We start from the raw sequence: 17,522 nt of genomic DNA, 5'->3' as shown, positions 1-17,522 counted from the left end.
GTCCGGGCCCGCTACGTCATCCGTCGTGGGCAGGCGGTCGCCGGTCGTCACCGGGGCAGGACGAGCCCCTCCCTGACCGCGAGGAGGGCGGCCTGCGTCCGCGACGTGAGCCCCATCTTGGTGAGCAGGTGGCTGACGTGCGTCCGCGCCGTCCGTTCGCTGATGACCAGGTGCTCGGCGATGTCCTTGTTCGACCTGCCCTCGGCGATCAGGACCAGCACCTCCTTCTCCCGCGCGGTCAGCACGCCGAGCCCGGTGCGCGGCGCCCGCATCTCCTGGGTCAGCCGGCGGGTCACCGCTGCGTCGAGGAAGACCTCGTCCCGGACCGCCGCCCGCAGCGCGGCGTCGACCTCGGCAGGTCCGGCGTCCTTGAGCAGGTAGCCCGACGCCCCGCTCTCCAGTGCGGCGTGCACCCGCTCGGTCTCCCCGAAGCTGGTGAGGATCACCACCCGCAGCTGCGGGAACCGGCGCAGCACCTCACCGGTGGCGGTGACGCCGTCCATGCCGGGCATCTGCAGGTCCATCAGCACGACGTCGGGCAGTTCCTCGTGGACGGCCGCCCGGGCCAGCCGGTCCAGCGCCTCCTGCCCGTCGCCGGCCTCCCCGGCCACCTCGACGTCCTCGAGCGCCTCCAGGTAGGCGACCACCCCACGCCGCACGACGGCGTGGTCGTCGACCACCAGCACCCGGATCGGGTCCGGTGCCGTCATGGCACCGGCTCCGCCCCGGTCGCCGGCCACGAGCCGGGCAACGGGAGGGTGAGCAGCACGCTGGTCCCTGCGCCGTCGAGCTGACGGACCTCGACGGCGCCACCCCAGCGCGCCGCCCGCTCGCGCATCACGGTCATGCCCAGACCGCCGGACCCGGAGCCGCCGGGCTCCGGTCCGACCCGCGTGCCGCACCCGCGGCCGTCGTCGGTGACCTCGGCGACCAGGCGCCGGCGGCCGCCGTGCGTGGTCACCGTGAGCCGGGTGTGGATCCTCGTCGCGTCCGCGTGCTTGATGCTGTTGTGCAACGCCTCCGCGACGACGCGGTAGACGTCCTCGAGCAGGTCGGCGTCGACCGCGGCGAGGCAGCCGTCGGGATCGGCCTGGTCCAGCGACACGTCGACGCCGGTCCGGGCCGCCGTCGAGTCCACCAGGGACCGCAGGGCCGAGGCCAGCCCCTCCGCCGAGGTGGCCGCCGGCCGCAGTTCCACCACCATGCCGCGGAGGTCCGCCAGGACGGCCGCAGCGCTGCTGCTCAGGTCCTCGGCCACCTGCGCCACCTTCTCCGGAGCCGGCGGCAGGCCGCGGGCGACGAGCACGCCCAGCGACGTGGCCTGCATGTTCATCGAGAACACCTGCTGGACGACCGAGTCGTGCAGGTCACGGGCCAGCTTCTGGCGCTCCTCGCGCCGGACCACGTCCCGCTCCCGCTCCAGGACGGCGGCGTGGTCCACCGCCATCGCCGCCTGCTCGGCCATGGCGAGGAGGAACTCCAGCTCGGTGTCCCCGACGGTCTGCCCGGGCGCGAAGAAGGCGTTCAGGATGCCGACGGGTTCACCCCGGGCGAGGAGCGGCACGCTGACGAACCAGTCCCACCGGGGATGGCGCATGAAGTCGTGCAGCGGCGCCCAGGCCGGGTCCCGCATCACCGCGTCGTACCGGTCCGGGACGACGACCGGCTCCCGGCTCACGAGGGCGTCCAGCATCCGCAACCGGGCGCCCAGGGCACGGCACTGCATGAGCCGGTCGAAGAACTCGTCCGAGCGGCCGAAACCGGCCGAGCCCATGACCTGCAGCCGGTTCCCCGACCCGTGGACCGTCAGCACCTGGACCCCGGCGAGCGCGTCGGTGCGCGCCACCTCCTGGGCGAGCACCTCCAGCGTGCCGAGCAGCGAGCGCTTGGACGCGACGCTGGACGCGGCCGTGGCGATCGCGGCCAGCCGCCGCTCGCGCAGCCGGCTCAGCGTCACGTCGCGGAAGGAGACGACCCAGCGACGCCGGCCGGGCACCTGGGTGAGGACGTAGGCGAACTCGCGCCGCAGCCCCGGTCGTGGTTCCCAGTCGAGGGTGAGCTCGCCCGGTCGGCCGGCGACCGCGGCGTCGCCCGGCGGGGGGAACGGTGAGCGGGCACCGGCCACGGCGCCGGGCCGGAGGCCGCACAGGCGGACGGCCGCGGGGTTCGCCTCGAGGAAACGGGCCTCGTGGTCGATGACGGCCAGCCCGTCGGGGGCGTGCTCCACCACCTCGTCGGCTGCGCTGGGAGATGCGGCCGACGTGTCCACGGCGGTCGGTCCTGTGGGGTCCACCCCTCCTCCTCCCTGCCCGGCCTCCCGGCCGGCCTGCCCGCTGTGGTGCAGACCACTGCTGCACAGATGCTGACATGCCGGGCGCGCCGCGGGTGCAGCGGACCCGTCGGACCACCCGTGGGGGGTGGCGCGCCGGGAGGCCACGGGAGGCGGGATCCCCCGTGCCCCGCGACGATTGACGTACGGCCCGCGGGCCGAACCGGTGGGACAGGAGCCGTCATGCCACCGTCCCTGGGCGACGTGGCGCGCGTCACGATGGTGGTGCGCTCGACTCGACTGCGGCGGTGCGTGCCGGCGCCCGGTGCGCACCGCCCCCGCCGGGGAGAGAAGGCTCGCCGCACAGGAGGAAGGCCCTTTCCATGAAGCGCTCGCTGACCGCCCGGGACCCCGCCACCCGCGCCGCCCTGAGGCAGGTCTTCTCCGAGCTCGGCTTCGAGGTCATCCCGTTCAAGAAGACCGAGGAGCAGGTCCTGCAGCACGTGCCCAAGGACGTGCGGCTGACGGTCACCGCGTCCCCGGCGAAGGGCCAGGACGCGACCATCGACCTCACCGTGGCACTGGCCGGGCACGGGTACTCCGTGGCGCCGCACCTGTCCGCCCAGCAGGTCCGTGACCGCGCGCACCTGGCCGACGTCGTGGCCCGCTGCCGCGAGGCCGGCGTCGCCGACGTCTTCGTCGTCGGCGGCGACCCCAGTGAGACGCCCACCGAGTTCAAGGACGCGCTCGCGCTGCTGACCGCACTGCACGAGCTGGACCACGGGTTCGCCGACATCGGGATCGGCGGCCACCCCGAGGGCCACCCGACCGTCTCCCCCGAGGTGCTGTTCCAGGCGCTCAAGGACAAGGCGTCCCTGGCGACGCACATCAAGACCCAGATCGTCTTCGACCCGAAGGTGATCCTGGACTGGGCGCGGGAGCTGAAGAACCGGGGCATCGACCTCCCGGTGCACGTCGGCGTCCCCGGGGCGGTCCACCGGCAGAAGCTCATCCGGGTCTCCGGCGGGCTCGGCATCGGTGAGTCGGCGAAGTTCCTGAAGAAGCAGCAGAACCTGCTGTGGCGCTTCTTCGTCCCCGGCGGCTACAGCCCCGACACCATCATCAAGGGCCTCGCCCCGCACATCGGGAGGACCGACAACCACATCGAGGGCTTCCACGTCTTCACGTTCAACGACCTCGGACCGACCGAGGCCTGGCGGGAGCAGACGCTGCGGGCCCTCGCGTGACCTGCACCCCAGCCACCTCCCTGGTCCCCGGGAGCACCCGATGACCGCAGCGGTGATCGACGGGACGGCGGTGGCCCGCCAGGTGCGCGAGGAGGTGGGCAAGGGCGTCGCGCAGCTGGTCGCCGCCGGGGGCACGGCCCCGGGGCTCGCGACGGTGCTGATCGGGGACGACCCCGCCTCCGAGGTCTACGTCCGGAACAAGCGCCGGCTGTGCGTGGCCGCCGGGATGGCCGACCTGCACCGGCACCTGCCCGGCGACGTCGACCAGGCGTCGGCGGCCGCGCTCATCGACTCCCTCGCCGCCGACCCCGCCGTCTCCGGCATCCTGCTCCAGCTGCCGACACCCGCCCACCTGGACGCCGAGGCCCTGCTGGCCCGCATCCCGGCGGCCAAGGACGTCGACGGGCTCACCACCGCCAACGCCGGCCTGCTCGCCCAGGGCCGGCCCGGGCTGCGGCCCTGCACCCCGTCGGGGGTCATGGTGCTGCTCGACCAGTACGACGTCCCGCTGCAGGGCGCCGAGGCCGTCGTCGTCGGCCGCTCCGTGCTGGTCGGCAGGCCGATGGCCCAGCTCCTGCTCGAGCGCAACGCGACCGTCACCATCTGCCACTCACGGACCCGCGACCTCGCCGAGGTGTGCCGGCGCGCCGACGTGCTCGTGGTCGCCGCCGGGATCCCCGGCCTCGTCGGCGCCGACGCGGTCAAGCCCGGCGCGACGGTGATCGACGTCGGCATCCACCGCGGCGAGGACGGGCTGCACGGCGACGTCGACACCGCCGCCGTCGCCGCGGTCGCCGGGAGGATCACGCCCGTGCCCGGAGGCGTGGGACCCATGACCATCGCGATGCTGCTGGCGAACACGCTGACCGCGGCCACGGCACAGCAGGGCTCCGGCGGCTGATGGCCCCGGCCGGGGGCCGGCCGTGGGCGCGGTTCGACGACCTGGTCCGCGGCGAGGCCCTGCTCTGCCCCACTCCGCACCGGGTGCTCAGCACGACCCGGACCGACGAGGTCGCCGGTGTGCTGCAGGCGGTGCACGAGGCGACCGAGGCGGGGAGCTGGGCCTACGGGTTCGTGTCCTACGAGGCGGCCTCCGGCCTGGACCCGCAGCTGCCGGGTGGCTGGAGCCCGGGGCAGGCGCCGCTGGTGTGGTTCGGCCTGTGCGACGAGCCGGCACGGGTGGACCCGCTGACCGGGTCCGCACCTCCGACGGTGCAGCCGGCCACGTGGCGCCCGGACTGGACCGATGCCGCCCACGCGCGCGCCGTCCGTGCTGTCCGTGAGCGGATCGCCGCCGGCGAGACCTACCAGTGCAACCTCACCGACCGGCTCCGCTCGACCGTGACCGGCGGTACCGAGGCGCTCTACCACCGCCTGGCACTCGCCCAGCGCGGCGCCCACAACGCCTTCCTCGACCTCGGCCGGCACGTGGTGGCCAGCGCCAGCCCCGAGCTGTTCTTCGAGTGGGTGGGCGACCAGGTGCGCACCCGCCCGATGAAGGGCACCGCTCCCCGGGGCCGGACGACCGCGGAGGACGAGGAGCAGCGCCGGGCACTGCGCGCCAGCGGCAAGGAGCAGGCCGAGAACGTGATGATCGTGGACCTGCTGCGCAACGACCTCGGCCGGGTCGCCGAGGTCGGCAGCGTGACCGTGGACGAGCTGCTCGCCGTCGAGCGGTACCCGACGGTCTGGCAGATGACCTCGCAGGTCAGCGCCCGGATCCGGCCGGACGTCGGGTTGCCCGAGCTGTTCGGCGCGCTCTTCCCCTGCGGCTCGGTCACCGGGGCGCCCAAGCAGCGCACCATGCAGCTGATCCGCGAGCTGGAGCCGACGCCCCGGGGCGTGTACTGCGGCGCGATCGGGCTCGTCGCCCCGCCGGGCGCGCCGTTCCGGGCCCGGTTCAGCGTGGCGATCCGGACGGCCGTGGTCGACCGGGCGTCGGGCGCGGCCGTCTACGGCGCCGGCGGGGGCATCACCTGGGGATCGGACCCCGCCCGGGAACGGGCCGAGCTGCTCGCGAAGGCCGCCGTGCTCGGTCACGACGTCGCCGACCACCGGCTCGTGGAGACCCTCGCCCACCTCCCGGCCGGCGGCCCCCGCAACCTCGACCGCCACCTCGCCCGGATGGCCGACTCGGCCGACTGGTTCGGGTTCCGGTTCGACCGCGACGCCGTGCCGGCGCTGGTCCGGCAGGCCGTCGCCGGGCACGCCGGACCGGCGCGCGTGCGGGTCGTGCTGGACCGGACCGGGCACGTGGTGGCCGAGGCGAGCGACCTCCCCGGGGTGGGTCCCGGCCCGGTCGGGCTGGTGGTGGACCACGAGCCGGTGGACGCGGACAGTCCCTGGCTGCAGCACAAGACGACCCGCCGTGACCCCTACCGGACCCGGGCGCTGCGGCACCCGGAGGCCGACGACGTCGTCCTGGTCAACCAGCGCGGCGAGCTCACCGAGACCACCATCGCCAACCTCGCCGTCCGGCTCGACGGCCGGTGGTGGACACCGCCGACCTCGTCGGGCTGCCTCCCGGGGGTCGAGCGCGGCCGCCTGCTGGACCTCGGCCGGCTGCACGAACGCGTGCTGCACGTCGAGGACCTCGTCCTCGCGGAGGAGCTCGCGGTGCTCAGCTCGCTGCGGGGCTGGCGGGCAGCGCGGCTGGTCCCCCTCCTGCCCCGCCCGGACCGGGACGGGCACGACCGGGAGGCCTCCCGCGCCACCGGGTGAAGAGCTCGACGGGCAGTCGACCGGGGTGTCCCCCACCGCCCGCCGGAGGTCGGTCAGCTCACTCGAAGACGACGGTGCGGTTGCCGTGGATGAGCACCCGGTTCTCGGTGTGCCAGCGGACGGCGTGCGCGAGGGCGCGGGTCTCGGCCTCCCGGCCGCGGGCGGCCAGCTGCTCCGGGGTCGACGAGTGGTCCACGCGCAGCATCTCCTGCTCGATGATCGGCCCCTCGTCGAGGTCCGCGGTGACGTAGTGCGCGGTCGCGCCGATGAACTTCACCCCCCGGGCGTGGGCCTGGTGGTAGGGGCGGGCGCCCTTGAAGCTCGGCAGCATCGAGTGGTGGATGTTGATCGCCCGGCCGCCCAGCTGGCGGCACAGGTCGTCGGACAGGATCTGCATGTACCGGGCCAGCACCACCAGCTCGACCCGCTCCTCGCGGACGATGTCGAGCAGCGCCGCCTCGGCGTCCGCCTTGGTCTCCCGGGTCACCGGGACGTGGTGGAAGGGGACACCGTAGAAGTCTGCGGTGCTCTGCAGGGTCGGGTGGTTGGACACGACCGCGACGACGTCGAGGTTGAGCTCGCCCACCGAGTTGCGGAACAGCAGGTCGTTGAGGCAGTGCGCGTACTGGCTGACCATGATGAGCACCCGCTGCCGTTCCGCGGCGTCGGCCAGTCGCCAGCTCATCGAGAAGCGCTGGGCCGTCTCCTCGAAGGCGCCTCGCAGGGCGGGCAGGTCCAGCGGCGCCCCGTCGACGTGCCGGAACTCCACGCGCATGTAGAACATGCCGCTGGAGAGGCTGTCGAACTGGTGGCTCTCCACGATCGTGCACTTCTCCTGCACGAGCAGTCCGGAGACCGCGTGCACGATGCCTGGCGCATCCTGGCAGGACAGCACCAGGATGCCGTGCTGACCGTCGGCGGGCCGCGTCATGACTCCTCCACGGGACTCGGGTCGTCGGGGGCGCGCACCGTGCCGGGTGGCACCGGTCACACGTCCGGGTGGACGTTACGCACCAGGACCGGGAACTCGCAGTGTGCAAATGACCACTCCCGCCGGGCGTCGGGTGCTGGCGGGCCGCGACAATCGACGTAGCCGTGCACCTCCGGCCGGGCGTCCCGGCCGTCAGCTGCCCGGCGGCAGCACCGGCACCACCAGGTGCGAGTCGAGGCGGCCGCCGGTGTGCACGACGTTGCGGCCCACGTTCACCGTCTCGGTGTGCCGGGCGTAGGTCAGCGGCTCCGGGTAGCGCATCACGTCGCTGCCCTGCACGACCAGCAGCAGCTGCTCCCCCGCCTCGAAGCGGGTGCCCGAGGGCCAGACCTCGATGTCCAGCCGGGTCGGCTCGCCCGCGGTGAGCGGCAGGGCCCGCCGGTGCGCCAGCACGGGCAGGAAGTCGGTGGAGCGCTCCGGGTCGAGCTCCCGGTGCGAGGCGCGCAGCCAGCCGACGGCCACGGGCCCGTCCTCGAACTGCCCGTAGTAGGGGAACCCGACCTGGTCGCCCGCGGCGTCGAGCTTGAACAGCGCGACGAACACGTCCATGTCCTCGGCCTCGTCGGCGGACACGTGCAGCACCGCCCGGACGTGGCCGACCAGCTGCACCGGCTCGGCGAAGGTGATCGCGAACGCGGCGCGGCGTGGCCCCAGCCCGCTGCCCAGGCCGTCGTAGGCGGCCGCGCCCTCCTCGGCGACCGGGTCCCAGCTCAGCGAGCCGCCGCCGGCATCGAGGTGGAGCTGCCGGTACTCGACGTCCTCCAGCGGCCACTCCCGGGCGTCGGTCCAGGTGCCCTCGGCGTAGCGCTCCCGCACCTCGGCGCGCACCCTCGGCCAGGCGTCGACGCCGCTGTCCCGGTCGAGCAGGAACTGGTCGAAGAAGGCGCGCTGCCGCTCGACGTTCTCCGGCTCGTAGTAGTAGGCCCACTTCTTCCGGCCGTGGACGTCGAGCCACTTCTGCTCCGACCCGATGCGCCGGAACCCCTCCAGCGTGCCGCGGGTGTGCAGCCCCTGGTCGGCCCAGCTGGCGACGACGAAGGCCGGCACCCGGATCGCCTCCAGGTCCGCGGCCTTGCTAGCCCAGAACTCGTCGAACCAGGGGTGCGCGGCCGTCTCGGCCTCCAGGTCCTCGATCTCCGTGGTGCTGGCCCCCCAGCGGTTCCAGATGTAGGGCCAGAAGGAGGTCTCCGGGATGCCGCCGTGCCGGGCCACCTCCCGGTAGGTGTCGTTCCACCCCTCCCACGGGTTGATCGCGCCCAGGTGCGGCGGGTCCAGCGCGGCGACGAACCACTGCAGGCTGGACAGGTAGGAGACCCCGGACAGGCCCACCTTCCCGGCGCTCCACGGCTGGGTGCCGGCCCACTCCACCAGGTCGGCGAAGGCCCGCGCCTCCTCCGGCGAGTGGTACGTGGCCCGGCCCTCCGAGTACCAGGTGCCGGGCACGTCGGCGAGCACGATCGCGTAGCCGTGCGGCACCCAGTACTCCGGGTCCGGCGCCTCGAAGGTGGTCAGGTCCCCGGTCCACTCCGGCCGCACACCGCTGTTGGGGTAGATCTGGCCGATCGGGGCCGGGTTGTGCTTGCCGTAGGGCGACCAGCTCACCAGCGGCGCCGCCGGCACGTCGCTGTCGGGACGGTAGACGTCGACGTACAGAACGTGCCCCTCGTCCCCGAACGGGACGGCGACGTCCTTCTCGACCACCATGCCCGGCCGGTTCTCGAACCGGTGCTCCGGCGGGCGACCACCGCGGGAAGCCGGCGTGCTGCGGGGGGCCCGGAAGAGGTGATCGGTCGCGTCGTGCACGGAGGTCCTCACTGTCGTCCGGATGTGCCTGGGCATCGTGCGACGGCCGCCCCGGTCGGGGGCGGCCGTCGCACGGTCACATGTGCCGCGCCGTGCCGGTGCCGGCGGTCGGCCCGTCGGGTGCGGCGGTCAGTGCGCCATCGCGGCGAGGGCCTCGGCGTCGATGGTCGCGATCGCGCGGGTGTCCTGGAAGGCGCGCACGCCCTCGATGCCCTGCTCGCGGCCCATGCCGGACTGCCGGACGCCGCCGAAGGGCGCACGCAGGTCCAGGCGGGTGGCGCCGTGGTCGTTGACCCAGACGTAGCCGCACGCGAGCTGGGACCCGATGCGCTGGGCGGTGGCCGGGTCCGCCGTCCACACCGAGCCGCACAGGCCGCCCCACGTGTCGTTGGCAGCGGCGACGGCCTCGTCCTCGGTGTCGAAGCCGATGATCGGGATGACCGGTCCGAACTGCTCCTGCGTGACGACCCGCAGCGACGGGTCAGGGTCGATCACCATGGCCGGGCGCAGGAAGTTGCCGCCGGCCAGGTCCCCGTCGGGCAGCTGGCCGTACTCGCGGACCTCGGCACCGGCGTCCTTGGCCTCCTGCACGATGTCCGCCACGAACGCCTTCTGGGCCGCCTGGTGCAGCGGGCCCATCGTGGTGCCCTCGTCCAGGCCGTGGCCGAGCCGCACGGCCTGCAGCCGCGACTCCAGACCCGCCACCAGCTCGCCGAGGCGGGACCGGTGCACGTACACCCGCTTGGCGGCCATGCAGATCTGCCCGGTCGTGTCGAAGATCCCGGCGAACAGCCGGTCGAGGTGCGTGTCGTCGATGACCGCGTCCTCGGTGAAGATCGCCGCGTCGTTGCCGCCGAGCTCGAGCGTCACGCGGGTGAGGTTCTTCGACGCCATCTCCATCATCCGCTTGCCGCCGTTGACGCTGCCGGTGAAGCAGACCTTGGCGACGTCGGCGTTCTGGATCAGGCCGGCCATGTCCTCGTCCCGACCGGTGACGACGTTCAGCACGCCCGGCGGCAGCTTCTCCGCGACCCGCTGCACGACCCGGGCCGTGGCCAGCGGTGCCGACGGCGGCGGCTTGACGATGGCGGTGTTGCCAGCCAGCAGGGCGTGCGGCAACGCGGCGCCGAGGATCGCGATCGGCCAGTTGAACGGCACGATGACGGTGACCACGCCCAGCGGCTGGTGGCCGACCTGCGTGGTCACCGGGATGCCGGGAGCGGGCTCGAGCACCGTGCCCGCGTCGACCTCGTCGGCGAGGCCCAGCGCCAGCTGCCACCGCAGCTCGAAGACCAGGGCGTCGATCCACGCCTCCATCCGGATCTTGCCGTTCTCCTGCGACAGGACAGCCGCGTCGGCGTCCCGGTCGTCGGCGATCCCGGCGATCGCGTCGGCCATCGCCCGGGCCCGCTCCTGCGGCGACAACGCCGCCCAGGCGGGGAACGCGGCCTTCGCCGCGGCCACCGCGTCGGCCACGTCCTCCACCGAGGCCGCCGCGGCCTCGCCGACGACCACGCCCGGCCTGGCGGGGTCCGTGACCTGCAGGACCTCGGCGGTGGAGCGCTCCTCCCCGCCGATGAACAGCCCGGTCCGGACGGTCCGGGCGGTCTGGTCGCCCGCTGTCTGGGTGCTCGTCATGTCGTTCCCCTCCGTTGGGTCCCGTGTCCGCGCCATGTCCCACCGGGCGCGCCCGGCACAGCTCGTGCCCCGAGCGTCCGACCTCGATGCCCGGGGCACCAGGGACATCTGTCCTGTTCAGGAGCCCCGGTGCGGGTCGGCGTCGGCGGTCTCGAAGCGCAGCACGGGCTTGACCGTGGTGCCGGCGGCGGAGTCGGCGAAGGCCTGCTCGATGTCGGCGAAGTCGTAGGAGGTGACGAGCCGGTCGAAGGGGAACCGGCCCTGCCGCCAGAGCTCGATCAGCTGCGGGATGAACGTCTGCGGGACCGCGTCGCCCTCGATGATCATCTGCAGCCGCCAGCCCCGGGTCATCGACAGGCCGGTCTCGAACGCCGTCTCCTCACCGGGGGCCTGGGCACCGACCACCCCGACGGTGCCGCGGATGGCCAGGGAGTCCGCGGCTGCCCGCAGGACGGCCGCCACCCCGGTCGTCTCGAGGGCGAAGTCGACCCCCTGCCCGCCGGTGAGCTCCATGACGCGCTCGGCCGCGCTGCCCTCCCGCGCGTCGACGACGTCGGTCGCCCCGAGCTCCTCCGCCAGCGCCAGACGTCCCGGGACGACGTCCACCGCGACGATCCGGGTGCAGCCGATCGCCCGCGCGGCCAGCACGGCGGACAGCCCCACCGCGCCGGCACCGAACACCGCGATGCTGGACCCGGCGGGCGGGCGCAGCGAGTTCATCACGGCGCCCGCACCGGTCTGGATCCCGCAGCCGAGGGGTCCCATCAGCTCGAGCGGGACGTCGGAGGGGATCGGGACCACCGACCGGGCCTGCACGTTGGCCCACCGGGAGAACGAGGACTGGCCGAAGAAGTGGGAGGAGATCTGCCCGCCGTCGGAGTCCTGCAGCGCGGTCGACCCGTCGGGCCGGGTGCCGCCGAAGTTGCGCGGGTAGAGCTCCGCGCAGTAGGTGCTGTCCCCGGCCAGGCACTGCCGGCACCGGCCGCAGGTGTTCACCGAGAGGACGACGTGGTCGCCGACCGCCACCCCGGCCACCGCGTCGCCGACGGCCTCGACGACGCCGGAGCCCTCGTGCCCGAGCACGGCGGGCAGCGGCGTGGGGTAGATCTGCTCGCGCACCACCGCATCGGTGTGGCAGACCCCGGCACCCACCAGCCGCACCCGGACCTCGTCCGGGCGGGGTTCGTCCAGCTCGACCTGCTCGATCAGGAAGGGTCCGTGCTGCTCCCGGACGACGGCTGCTTCGGTGCGCATCGATGCATCTCCTCTGCCCTCGCGGCGGTCCCGCAGCGGTGCGCCGGCGACCGTCCCCGATCATGCACAACACAGCCGATCCCCACGACACGGGCGACCGGGACCTGTGCCTGCGGTCGAACGGTCCCGGTGGCCGGGGCCACCGGGACCGCCGAGCGGGGGCCGCCGTCAGACGACGTCGGCCTCCTGTGCCTGCCGGATGAGCTCCGCGGCGTCGTACCAGGTGAGGAAACCGGCAGCCTGCAGCCGGACGACGTCCTCGGTCACCTTCGTGACGTAGTCGCGGTGGCTGCTGTACAGCTCGCCGAGCCGGGCCGGGTCGAAGGGCACCTCGTAGCCGGCGATGTAGCAGAACGAGGCCCCGGTCGCGGTGCCTGACCACGTGCTGGTGGGCACGTCGAGGAACGGCGAGCGCAGCCCGCCCTGGACGTTGCCGAACTGGTCGAGCACCGGCTGCCCGTTCTCGACGAGGATGGGGTTGGACCGCGGCGGCGGCACGCCGTCGCGGACCCAGCGGTCGAGGTTGTGCAGGGCCGCGTCGAAGAAGATGGAGCTCGGGAACCGGCTGCGCGGCCCCTCGTTGCACGCCTGCGGCGGCACCTCGCGGCCCGCGGCGACGATGTCCTCCGACGACGCCGAGGAGTACAGCTCGAAGGGCGTGGCGTGCCCGGCGCCGGCCATCTCGTAGTGCCGGAACTGGTCGCCGGGGACGTCGCTGTCGGGGCGCCGGGAACCGATGCCCCGCAGGTAGTCCGACTGGGACATCAGCTGGACCACCGGCACGCCGATGCCGTAGAGGTCGCGCCGCGGGTCCTCCGCCGGTGGCGCCGGCTCGCACTGGTTCATCGGGTAGGCCCCGGCGAAGGCACCTCCGGCGACGCCCAGGAGGTAGCCGTCGTAGGGAGGGGCGCCCTGGGCGTCGACGACGAGCGGGTGGACAGCCTTCATGTAGTTGACGAGGTAGCCGCCGGTCTGGGAGTAGCCGAAGCCGTAGGCGTGGTCGACCGCCGTGGCACCGGTGCCGTAGGTGAGCGGGTTGCTCCCCTCGTCGCTGCGCAGCCAGTTGCCGACCTGGGTGTAGACGTCCCAGATGAGACCGTTCTCGGTGGCCTGGGTGGTGTCGGCGGGCAGCGGCGTCGGCTCGGTGGCCGGGTCGGCGTCGGCGTCCACGACCGAGCAGTTGCCGGGGTCGTCCACGGGCAGCGGGTTGGCGAAGGAGAGCGACCCGTAGCGCTCGGCGTCGAAGGTCTGCAACGCCTCGACGGCGATCGGCTTGGCGGTGATCCCGACCCAGGCGTCACCGCTGTCGATGATCTCCTGACGGGCCACGGCCCAGCCGATGTTCAGGTCGAACAGGTTCGAGGGGTTGAGCATCTCGACCACGACGTTGCCGCTGAAGTCCCCGGCGTCGGCCGGACGGCGGACCAGCACCCGGGTGGTGTAGGGCGCGTCCGCGGTGCGGACCACGGCGGGAGCGTCCGCGGGCCAGCTGTAGACGTTCGCGGTGCCGCTGGCGAGGAACTCCTCCTCGGTGTAGCCGACGGCGCCGAGGTCCTCGGGCACCTCCTGGTAGGCGGCGCCGCCGAAGGGGTGCGACTCGTCGCTCGAGGGCAGCGGGGCGCTCACCTGCGGCACGGGGCCCTCGGCGCGCGCGGCGCCGTCGGCTGCCCCGGCGACCGCGGGGGCGGCGAGAGCGGGGTCGGCGACGCCGCACAGGGCGGTGACCAGCCCGGCGACGACCACGCCGCGCCCGAGGGTCCGGGCGCGTGGTGGGGATGAGGTGGTGCGGTACATGGCGGCTCGATCCTGGAGTCGGTCCGGGGCGTCGTCGCCCCGGGTCCCTGCCGGGCCCACGGCGGTGTGTGCCCGTCGACCCGAAGGCCACGGCCTCCGGGTCGCTGTGCTGCGGGGACCTCCTCCCCTGGCGGCGGGCGGTGCGCGCGGCCGGAGCCGCGGCGCCGCTCAGGTGGTGGTGACGTCGGGTCCGGGGAGGTGCTGCTCGGCGCCCGGGGACACCGGGGTCGGCCGTGGCGGCGCACCACCCTGTGCTGCGCTGCAGTGGACTGCGGGCACGGACGCTCCGCTCGGCATCGAGGGGTGGGCGCTCGACTGCGCCCCGTCACCGGACGTAGCCCAACCTGCCACGCGTCACAGGCCGCGGCAAGCAGGTGCACAGACTGCGGCCGGCTGTCCGCGCCACCCGCCGGTGGTCACCCGGCTGTCCGACGGCGACTGACGCCACAGGTCGGTGAGCGCCAGGATGGACGGATGACCGCGATGCCCGAGCTCCTGTCCCCCGGGGTCTTCGCCGACCTGCTGCCGGCCATGCTGGCCGACCTCGAGGAGCTGGTCGACTGCGAGACCCCGTCCTCGGACCTGGCGGCGGTCGCGCGCGGTGCCGAGCTGGTCGCCCGGCAGGGCGCTCGGGCGCTCGGCGCCGAGCCGGAGGTGCTCGTCCGGGAGGGGTGCACCCACCTGCGCTGGCGGCTGGGCGGCGGCCCCCGCCGGGTCCTGGTGCTCTGCCACCAGGACACGGTGTGGCCGCTGGGCACGCTGACGGGGATCCCGTGGTCGGTCACCGACGGCGTGGTCCGGGGGCCGGGCTGCCTGGACATGAAGGGCGGCATCGTGCTGGCGTTCACCGCCCTGGCGCAGCTCCGGGCGGCAGGAACCGACCTCGACGGGGTGACCGTGCTGGTCACCGGCGACGAGGAGGTCGGTTCACCCACCTCCGCCGACCTGATCCGCGACGAGGCGCGGGACTGCGCGGCGGTGTTCGTCCTGGAGGCCGCTGCCGACGGCGGTGGGCTGAAGACCGGCCGCAAGGGCGCCTCCATGTACGACCTGCTGGTCACCGGGCGCGCCGCGCACGCCGGGCTGGAGCCGGAGAAGGGCATCAGCGCCACGATCGAGCTGGCCCACCAGGTGGTGGCGATCGCCCACCTGGCCGACCCCGGGCAGGGAACCACCGTCACCCCGACGGTGCTGGTGTCGGGCACCACCACCAACACCGTGCCGGCAGCGGGCCGGCTGAGCGTCGACGTCCGGGCGCTGACCGCCGGGGAGCAGGACCGGGTGGACGCCGGGATGCGCGCACTCACCCCGCACGTGCCCGGCGCGGAGCACGAGCTGCGCGGCGGGGTCAACCGCCCGCCGCTGGAGGTGGCGTCCTCGGCGGACCTGTTCGCCCTGGCGCAGCAGGTGGCCGCCCGGCTGGGGCTGGCTGCGCCGGTCGCGGTGACCGTGGGCGGGGCGTCGGACGGGAACTTCACCGCCGGCATCGGGGTGCCGACGCTGGACGGGCTGGGCGCCGTCGGCGGCGGTGCGCACGCCGCCGGGGAGCACGTGCTCGCCGGCGAGCTGCCCGGCCGCGCGGCCCTGGTCGCCGGCCTGGTGCAGGCCGTGCTCGCCCCGCAGTCCGGCAGGCACGGCCGGGACGGCGGCCGCCTCGGCGTCCCGGACGAGGAGACCGTCGGTGGATGAGGACCCCGCACCCGTGGCGAGCCCGGCGGCCGCGCACGCCGCCGAGGTCGCGGCGCAGGCCGCCGCCCGCTCGGGCGTGCGGGTGGTCGAGCTCGCCGACCTGGCCGACCTGCGCGCGGTGCAGGACCTGTTCGCCTCGATCTGGCACCCGGCGCCGGACAACCCGCCGGTGACCGTGGAGCTGATGCGGGCGCTGACCAAGGCCGGCAACCCGCTCACCGGCGCCTACGCCGACGGGGAGCTGGTGGGCGCGTGCGTCGGCTTCTTCGCCGCGCCGGCGGGCACGGCCCTGCACAGCCACGTCACCGGCGTCGTCCCCGCCGCCCAGCGGCGCAGCGTGGGCCGCGCGCTCAAGCTGCACCAGCGGGCCTGGGCGCTGGACCGCGGCATCACCCGGATCACCTGGACCTTCGACCCGCTGGTGCGCCGCAACGCCTGGTTCAACCTGGGCCGGCTGGGCGCGGTGCCGGTCGAGTACCTCCCGGACTTCTACGGCCCGATGGAGGACACCATCAACGCCTCCGACCAGTCCGACCGGCTGCTGACCCGCTGGGCGTTGGACTCCCCCGCGGTCGTCCGCGCCGCCGCCGGCGAGCCCGTCACGGTCGACCTGCCGGCGCTGCAGACGGCCGGGGCCGTCGCCGTGGTCTCCGCCGGTCCGGACGGGGCGCCGGTGGTGCGGCCGGGTGTGCCGGGCAGTCCGTGGCTGGTGGCGGTGCCGCCGGACGTCGAGGGGCTGCGCGCCCGGGACTCACAGCTGGCTGCGCGCTGGCGGGTGGCGGTGCGCACCGCCCTGGCCGGGGCATTGACCGGGGCACTGACCGGGGCACTGGCCGGGGCGGTGCGGGTCCGCTTCGCCCGCGAGGGCTGGTACGTCGTCGACGGCGCCGGGACCCCGGCCGCCCCCGAGGCCGGGAGGGCCGCACCGTGAAGCTCCAGAGCATCGAAATGCGCCGGATCGCCATGCCGCTGGTCGCGCCCTTCCGGACGTCGTTCGGCACCCAGACCAGCCGCGACGTGCTGCTGGTGCGGGCGCGCACCGACGTCGGCGAGGGGTGGGGCGAGTGCGCGGCGCTGGCCGACCCGCGGTACTCCGCCGAGTACGTCGACGGCGCCGCCGACGTGCTGCGCCGGTTCTTCGTCCCCGCGGTGGCCGCCGTCGCCGACCTGGACGCGTACGCCGTCGGCCGGGCGCTGGCACCGTTCGCAGGGCACTGGATGGCCAAGGCGGCCATCGAGACGGCGGTGCTGGACGCCGAGTTGCGGGCCGCCGGGCGGTCGTTCGGCTCCTTCCTCGGCGCGGCCACCGACCGGGTGCCCTGCGGGGTGTCGGTCGGGATCATGGACTCGATCCCCGAGCTGCTGGACGCCGTCGGCGGGTACCTCGACGCCGGCTACCTGCGGATCAAGCTGAAGATCGAGCCGGGGTGGGACGTGGAGCCGGTGCGGGCGGTCCGCGAGCGGTTCGGCGACGTCGCGCTGCAGGTCGACGCCAACACCGCCTACGCGGTCTCCGACGCCCGGCACCTGGCCCGGCTGGACCCCTTCGAGCTGTTGCTGATCGAGCAGCCGCTGCCCGAGGACGACGTGCTGGGGCACGCCCAGCTGGCCCGGACGGTGCGCACGCCGATCTGCCTCGACGAGTCGATCACCTCGGCCCGCTCCGCGGCCGCGGCGATCAGCCTGGGGGCCTGCTCGATCGTCAACGTGAAGCCGGCCCGGGTGGGGGGCTACCTGGAGGCCCGGCGGGTGCACGACGTCTGCGCCGCGCACGGCGTCCCGGTCTGGTGTGGCGGGATGCTGGAGACCGGGCTGGGCCGGGCGGCCAACGTGGCGCTGGCGGCACTGCCCAACTTCACCCTGCCCGGCGACACCTCGGCCTCGGACCGCTACTACGCCACCGACATCACCCCGCCGTTCCAGCTGCAGGACGGGCACCTCGCCGTGCCGACCGGCCCGGGGCTGGGGGTGGAGCCCGATGCCGTGCTGCTGGACGAGGTGACCACCGCGGTCGAACAGCTCGCCCTGCACTGACCCGGTCACCCTGGACGAATGGACGACCCCGACTCGTGCAGGAGGCCGGACACGGGAGCCGGCCCGCCCCCGGCGGGTGACC

The 17,522-nt window shown here is 74.4% G+C and carries 13 protein-coding genes; 6 read left to right on the top strand and 7 right to left on the bottom strand.

The window, feature by feature from the left end:
• Positions 1-47: 47 nt before the first annotated feature.
• Positions 48-710 carry a response regulator gene (locus FHL79_RS12240; RefSeq protein WP_138758872.1) on the bottom strand — a complete coding sequence of 221 codons (663 nt, stop codon included), beginning with the start codon at positions 708-710 and terminating at the stop codon, positions 48-50.
• Entirely contained in the window at positions 707-2,293 is a 1,587-nt protein-coding gene (locus tag FHL79_RS12235) for a sensor histidine kinase (RefSeq protein ID WP_138758871.1), read from the bottom strand. Before FHL79_RS12235 ends, FHL79_RS12240 begins: the two co-directional genes overlap by 4 nt.
• A gap of 359 nt (positions 2,294-2,652) precedes the next feature.
• Here FHL79_RS12235 and FHL79_RS12230 point away from each other — a divergent pair, with 359 nt between their 5' ends.
• The 3 genes from FHL79_RS12230 to pabB are packed head-to-tail and all read left to right on the top strand — an operon-like array spanning position 2,653 to position 6,237.
• Positions 2,653-3,516, top strand: a complete 864-nt coding sequence (locus FHL79_RS12230) for a methylenetetrahydrofolate reductase (RefSeq protein ID WP_138758870.1) — start codon at positions 2,653-2,655, stop codon at positions 3,514-3,516.
• A gap of 40 nt (positions 3,517-3,556) precedes the next feature.
• On the top strand, positions 3,557-4,417 hold the full coding sequence (gene folD, locus FHL79_RS12225; protein ID WP_138758869.1) for a bifunctional methylenetetrahydrofolate dehydrogenase/methenyltetrahydrofolate cyclohydrolase FolD: 861 nt from the start codon (positions 3,557-3,559) through the stop codon (positions 4,415-4,417).
• Complete coding sequence (gene pabB / locus FHL79_RS12220) at positions 4,417-6,237, top strand: aminodeoxychorismate synthase component I (protein WP_138758868.1); 1,821 nt, start codon at positions 4,417-4,419, stop codon at positions 6,235-6,237. The genes folD and pabB overlap by 1 nt, the downstream gene beginning before the upstream one ends.
• A 58-nt stretch (positions 6,238-6,295) precedes the next feature.
• On the opposite strand, the gene purU is transcribed toward pabB, so the two are convergent.
• From purU to FHL79_RS12195, 5 genes are all read right to left on the bottom strand, one after another.
• The gene (gene purU / locus FHL79_RS12215; protein ID WP_138758867.1) at positions 6,296-7,168 is read right to left on the bottom strand and encodes a formyltetrahydrofolate deformylase; all 873 of its coding nucleotides are present in this window, start codon (positions 7,166-7,168) and stop codon (positions 6,296-6,298) included.
• Between the two features lie 192 nt (positions 7,169-7,360).
• Positions 7,361-9,031, bottom strand: coding sequence for a CocE/NonD family hydrolase (locus FHL79_RS12210; protein WP_171058138.1), 1,671 nt, complete (start codon positions 9,029-9,031; stop codon positions 7,361-7,363).
• 129 nt (positions 9,032-9,160) lie between these two features.
• Positions 9,161-10,669 carry an aldehyde dehydrogenase family protein gene (locus tag FHL79_RS12205; protein ID WP_138758865.1) on the bottom strand — a complete coding sequence of 503 codons (1,509 nt, stop codon included), beginning with the start codon at positions 10,667-10,669 and terminating at the stop codon, positions 9,161-9,163.
• Between the two features lie 117 nt (positions 10,670-10,786).
• A complete protein-coding gene (locus FHL79_RS12200) occupies positions 10,787-11,923 on the bottom strand; it encodes an NAD(P)-dependent alcohol dehydrogenase (RefSeq protein ID WP_138758864.1) in 1,137 nt (378 codons plus the stop codon).
• A 168-nt stretch (positions 11,924-12,091) separates the two neighbouring features.
• Entirely contained in the window at positions 12,092-13,717 is a 1,626-nt protein-coding gene (locus FHL79_RS12195) for an alpha/beta hydrolase domain-containing protein (protein WP_138758863.1), read from the bottom strand.
• Positions 13,718-14,191: 474 nt separating this feature from the next.
• Between FHL79_RS12195 and FHL79_RS12190 the strand changes: the two genes are divergently transcribed.
• The 3 genes from FHL79_RS12190 to menC are packed head-to-tail and all read left to right on the top strand — an operon-like array spanning position 14,192 to position 17,440.
• Positions 14,192-15,406, top strand: a complete 1,215-nt coding sequence (locus FHL79_RS12190; RefSeq protein ID WP_218938443.1) for a M20/M25/M40 family metallo-hydrolase — start codon at positions 14,192-14,194, stop codon at positions 15,404-15,406.
• A gap of 13 nt (positions 15,407-15,419) precedes the next feature.
• Positions 15,420-16,337, top strand: coding sequence for a GNAT family N-acetyltransferase (locus tag FHL79_RS12185; protein WP_246080696.1), 918 nt, complete (start codon positions 15,420-15,422; stop codon positions 16,335-16,337).
• Positions 16,334-17,440 (top strand): o-succinylbenzoate synthase, encoded by a 1,107-nt coding sequence (gene menC, locus FHL79_RS12180; protein WP_138758861.1) that lies wholly within the window; start codon positions 16,334-16,336, stop codon positions 17,438-17,440. Before FHL79_RS12185 ends, menC begins: the two co-directional genes overlap by 4 nt.
• The last annotated feature ends 82 nt before the right edge of the window (positions 17,441-17,522 follow it).

Source organism: Modestobacter altitudinis, assembly GCF_005930475.1.
Classification (GTDB): domain Bacteria; phylum Actinomycetota; class Actinomycetes; order Mycobacteriales; family Geodermatophilaceae; genus Modestobacter; species Modestobacter altitudinis.
The sequence above is the reverse complement of the archived record's forward strand: the minus strand, read 5'-3'. Positions and strand labels throughout refer to the sequence as shown.

What these genes read in the sequence shown, in the direction of transcription:
- pabB (WP_138758868.1), top strand. Translation starts at nt 4,417, where the DNA reads ATGGCCCCGGCCGGGGGCCGGCCGTGGGCGCGGTTCGACGACCTGGTC.
- FHL79_RS12195 (WP_138758863.1), bottom strand. Translation starts at nt 13,717, where the DNA reads ATGTACCGCACCACCTCATCCCCACCACGCGCCCGGACCCTCGGGCGC.
- FHL79_RS12190 (WP_218938443.1), top strand. Translation starts at nt 14,192, where the DNA reads ATGACCGCGATGCCCGAGCTCCTGTCCCCCGGGGTCTTCGCCGACCTG.
- folD (WP_138758869.1), top strand. Translation starts at nt 3,557, where the DNA reads ATGACCGCAGCGGTGATCGACGGGACGGCGGTGGCCCGCCAGGTGCGC.
- FHL79_RS12240 (WP_138758872.1), bottom strand. Translation starts at nt 710, where the DNA reads ATGACGGCACCGGACCCGATCCGGGTGCTGGTGGTCGACGACCACGCC.
- purU (WP_138758867.1), bottom strand. Translation starts at nt 7,168, where the DNA reads ATGACGCGGCCCGCCGACGGTCAGCACGGCATCCTGGTGCTGTCCTGC.
- FHL79_RS12205 (WP_138758865.1), bottom strand. Translation starts at nt 10,669, where the DNA reads ATGACGAGCACCCAGACAGCGGGCGACCAGACCGCCCGGACCGTCCGG.
- FHL79_RS12230 (WP_138758870.1), top strand. Translation starts at nt 2,653, where the DNA reads ATGAAGCGCTCGCTGACCGCCCGGGACCCCGCCACCCGCGCCGCCCTG.
- FHL79_RS12200 (WP_138758864.1), bottom strand. Translation starts at nt 11,923, where the DNA reads ATGCGCACCGAAGCAGCCGTCGTCCGGGAGCAGCACGGACCCTTCCTG.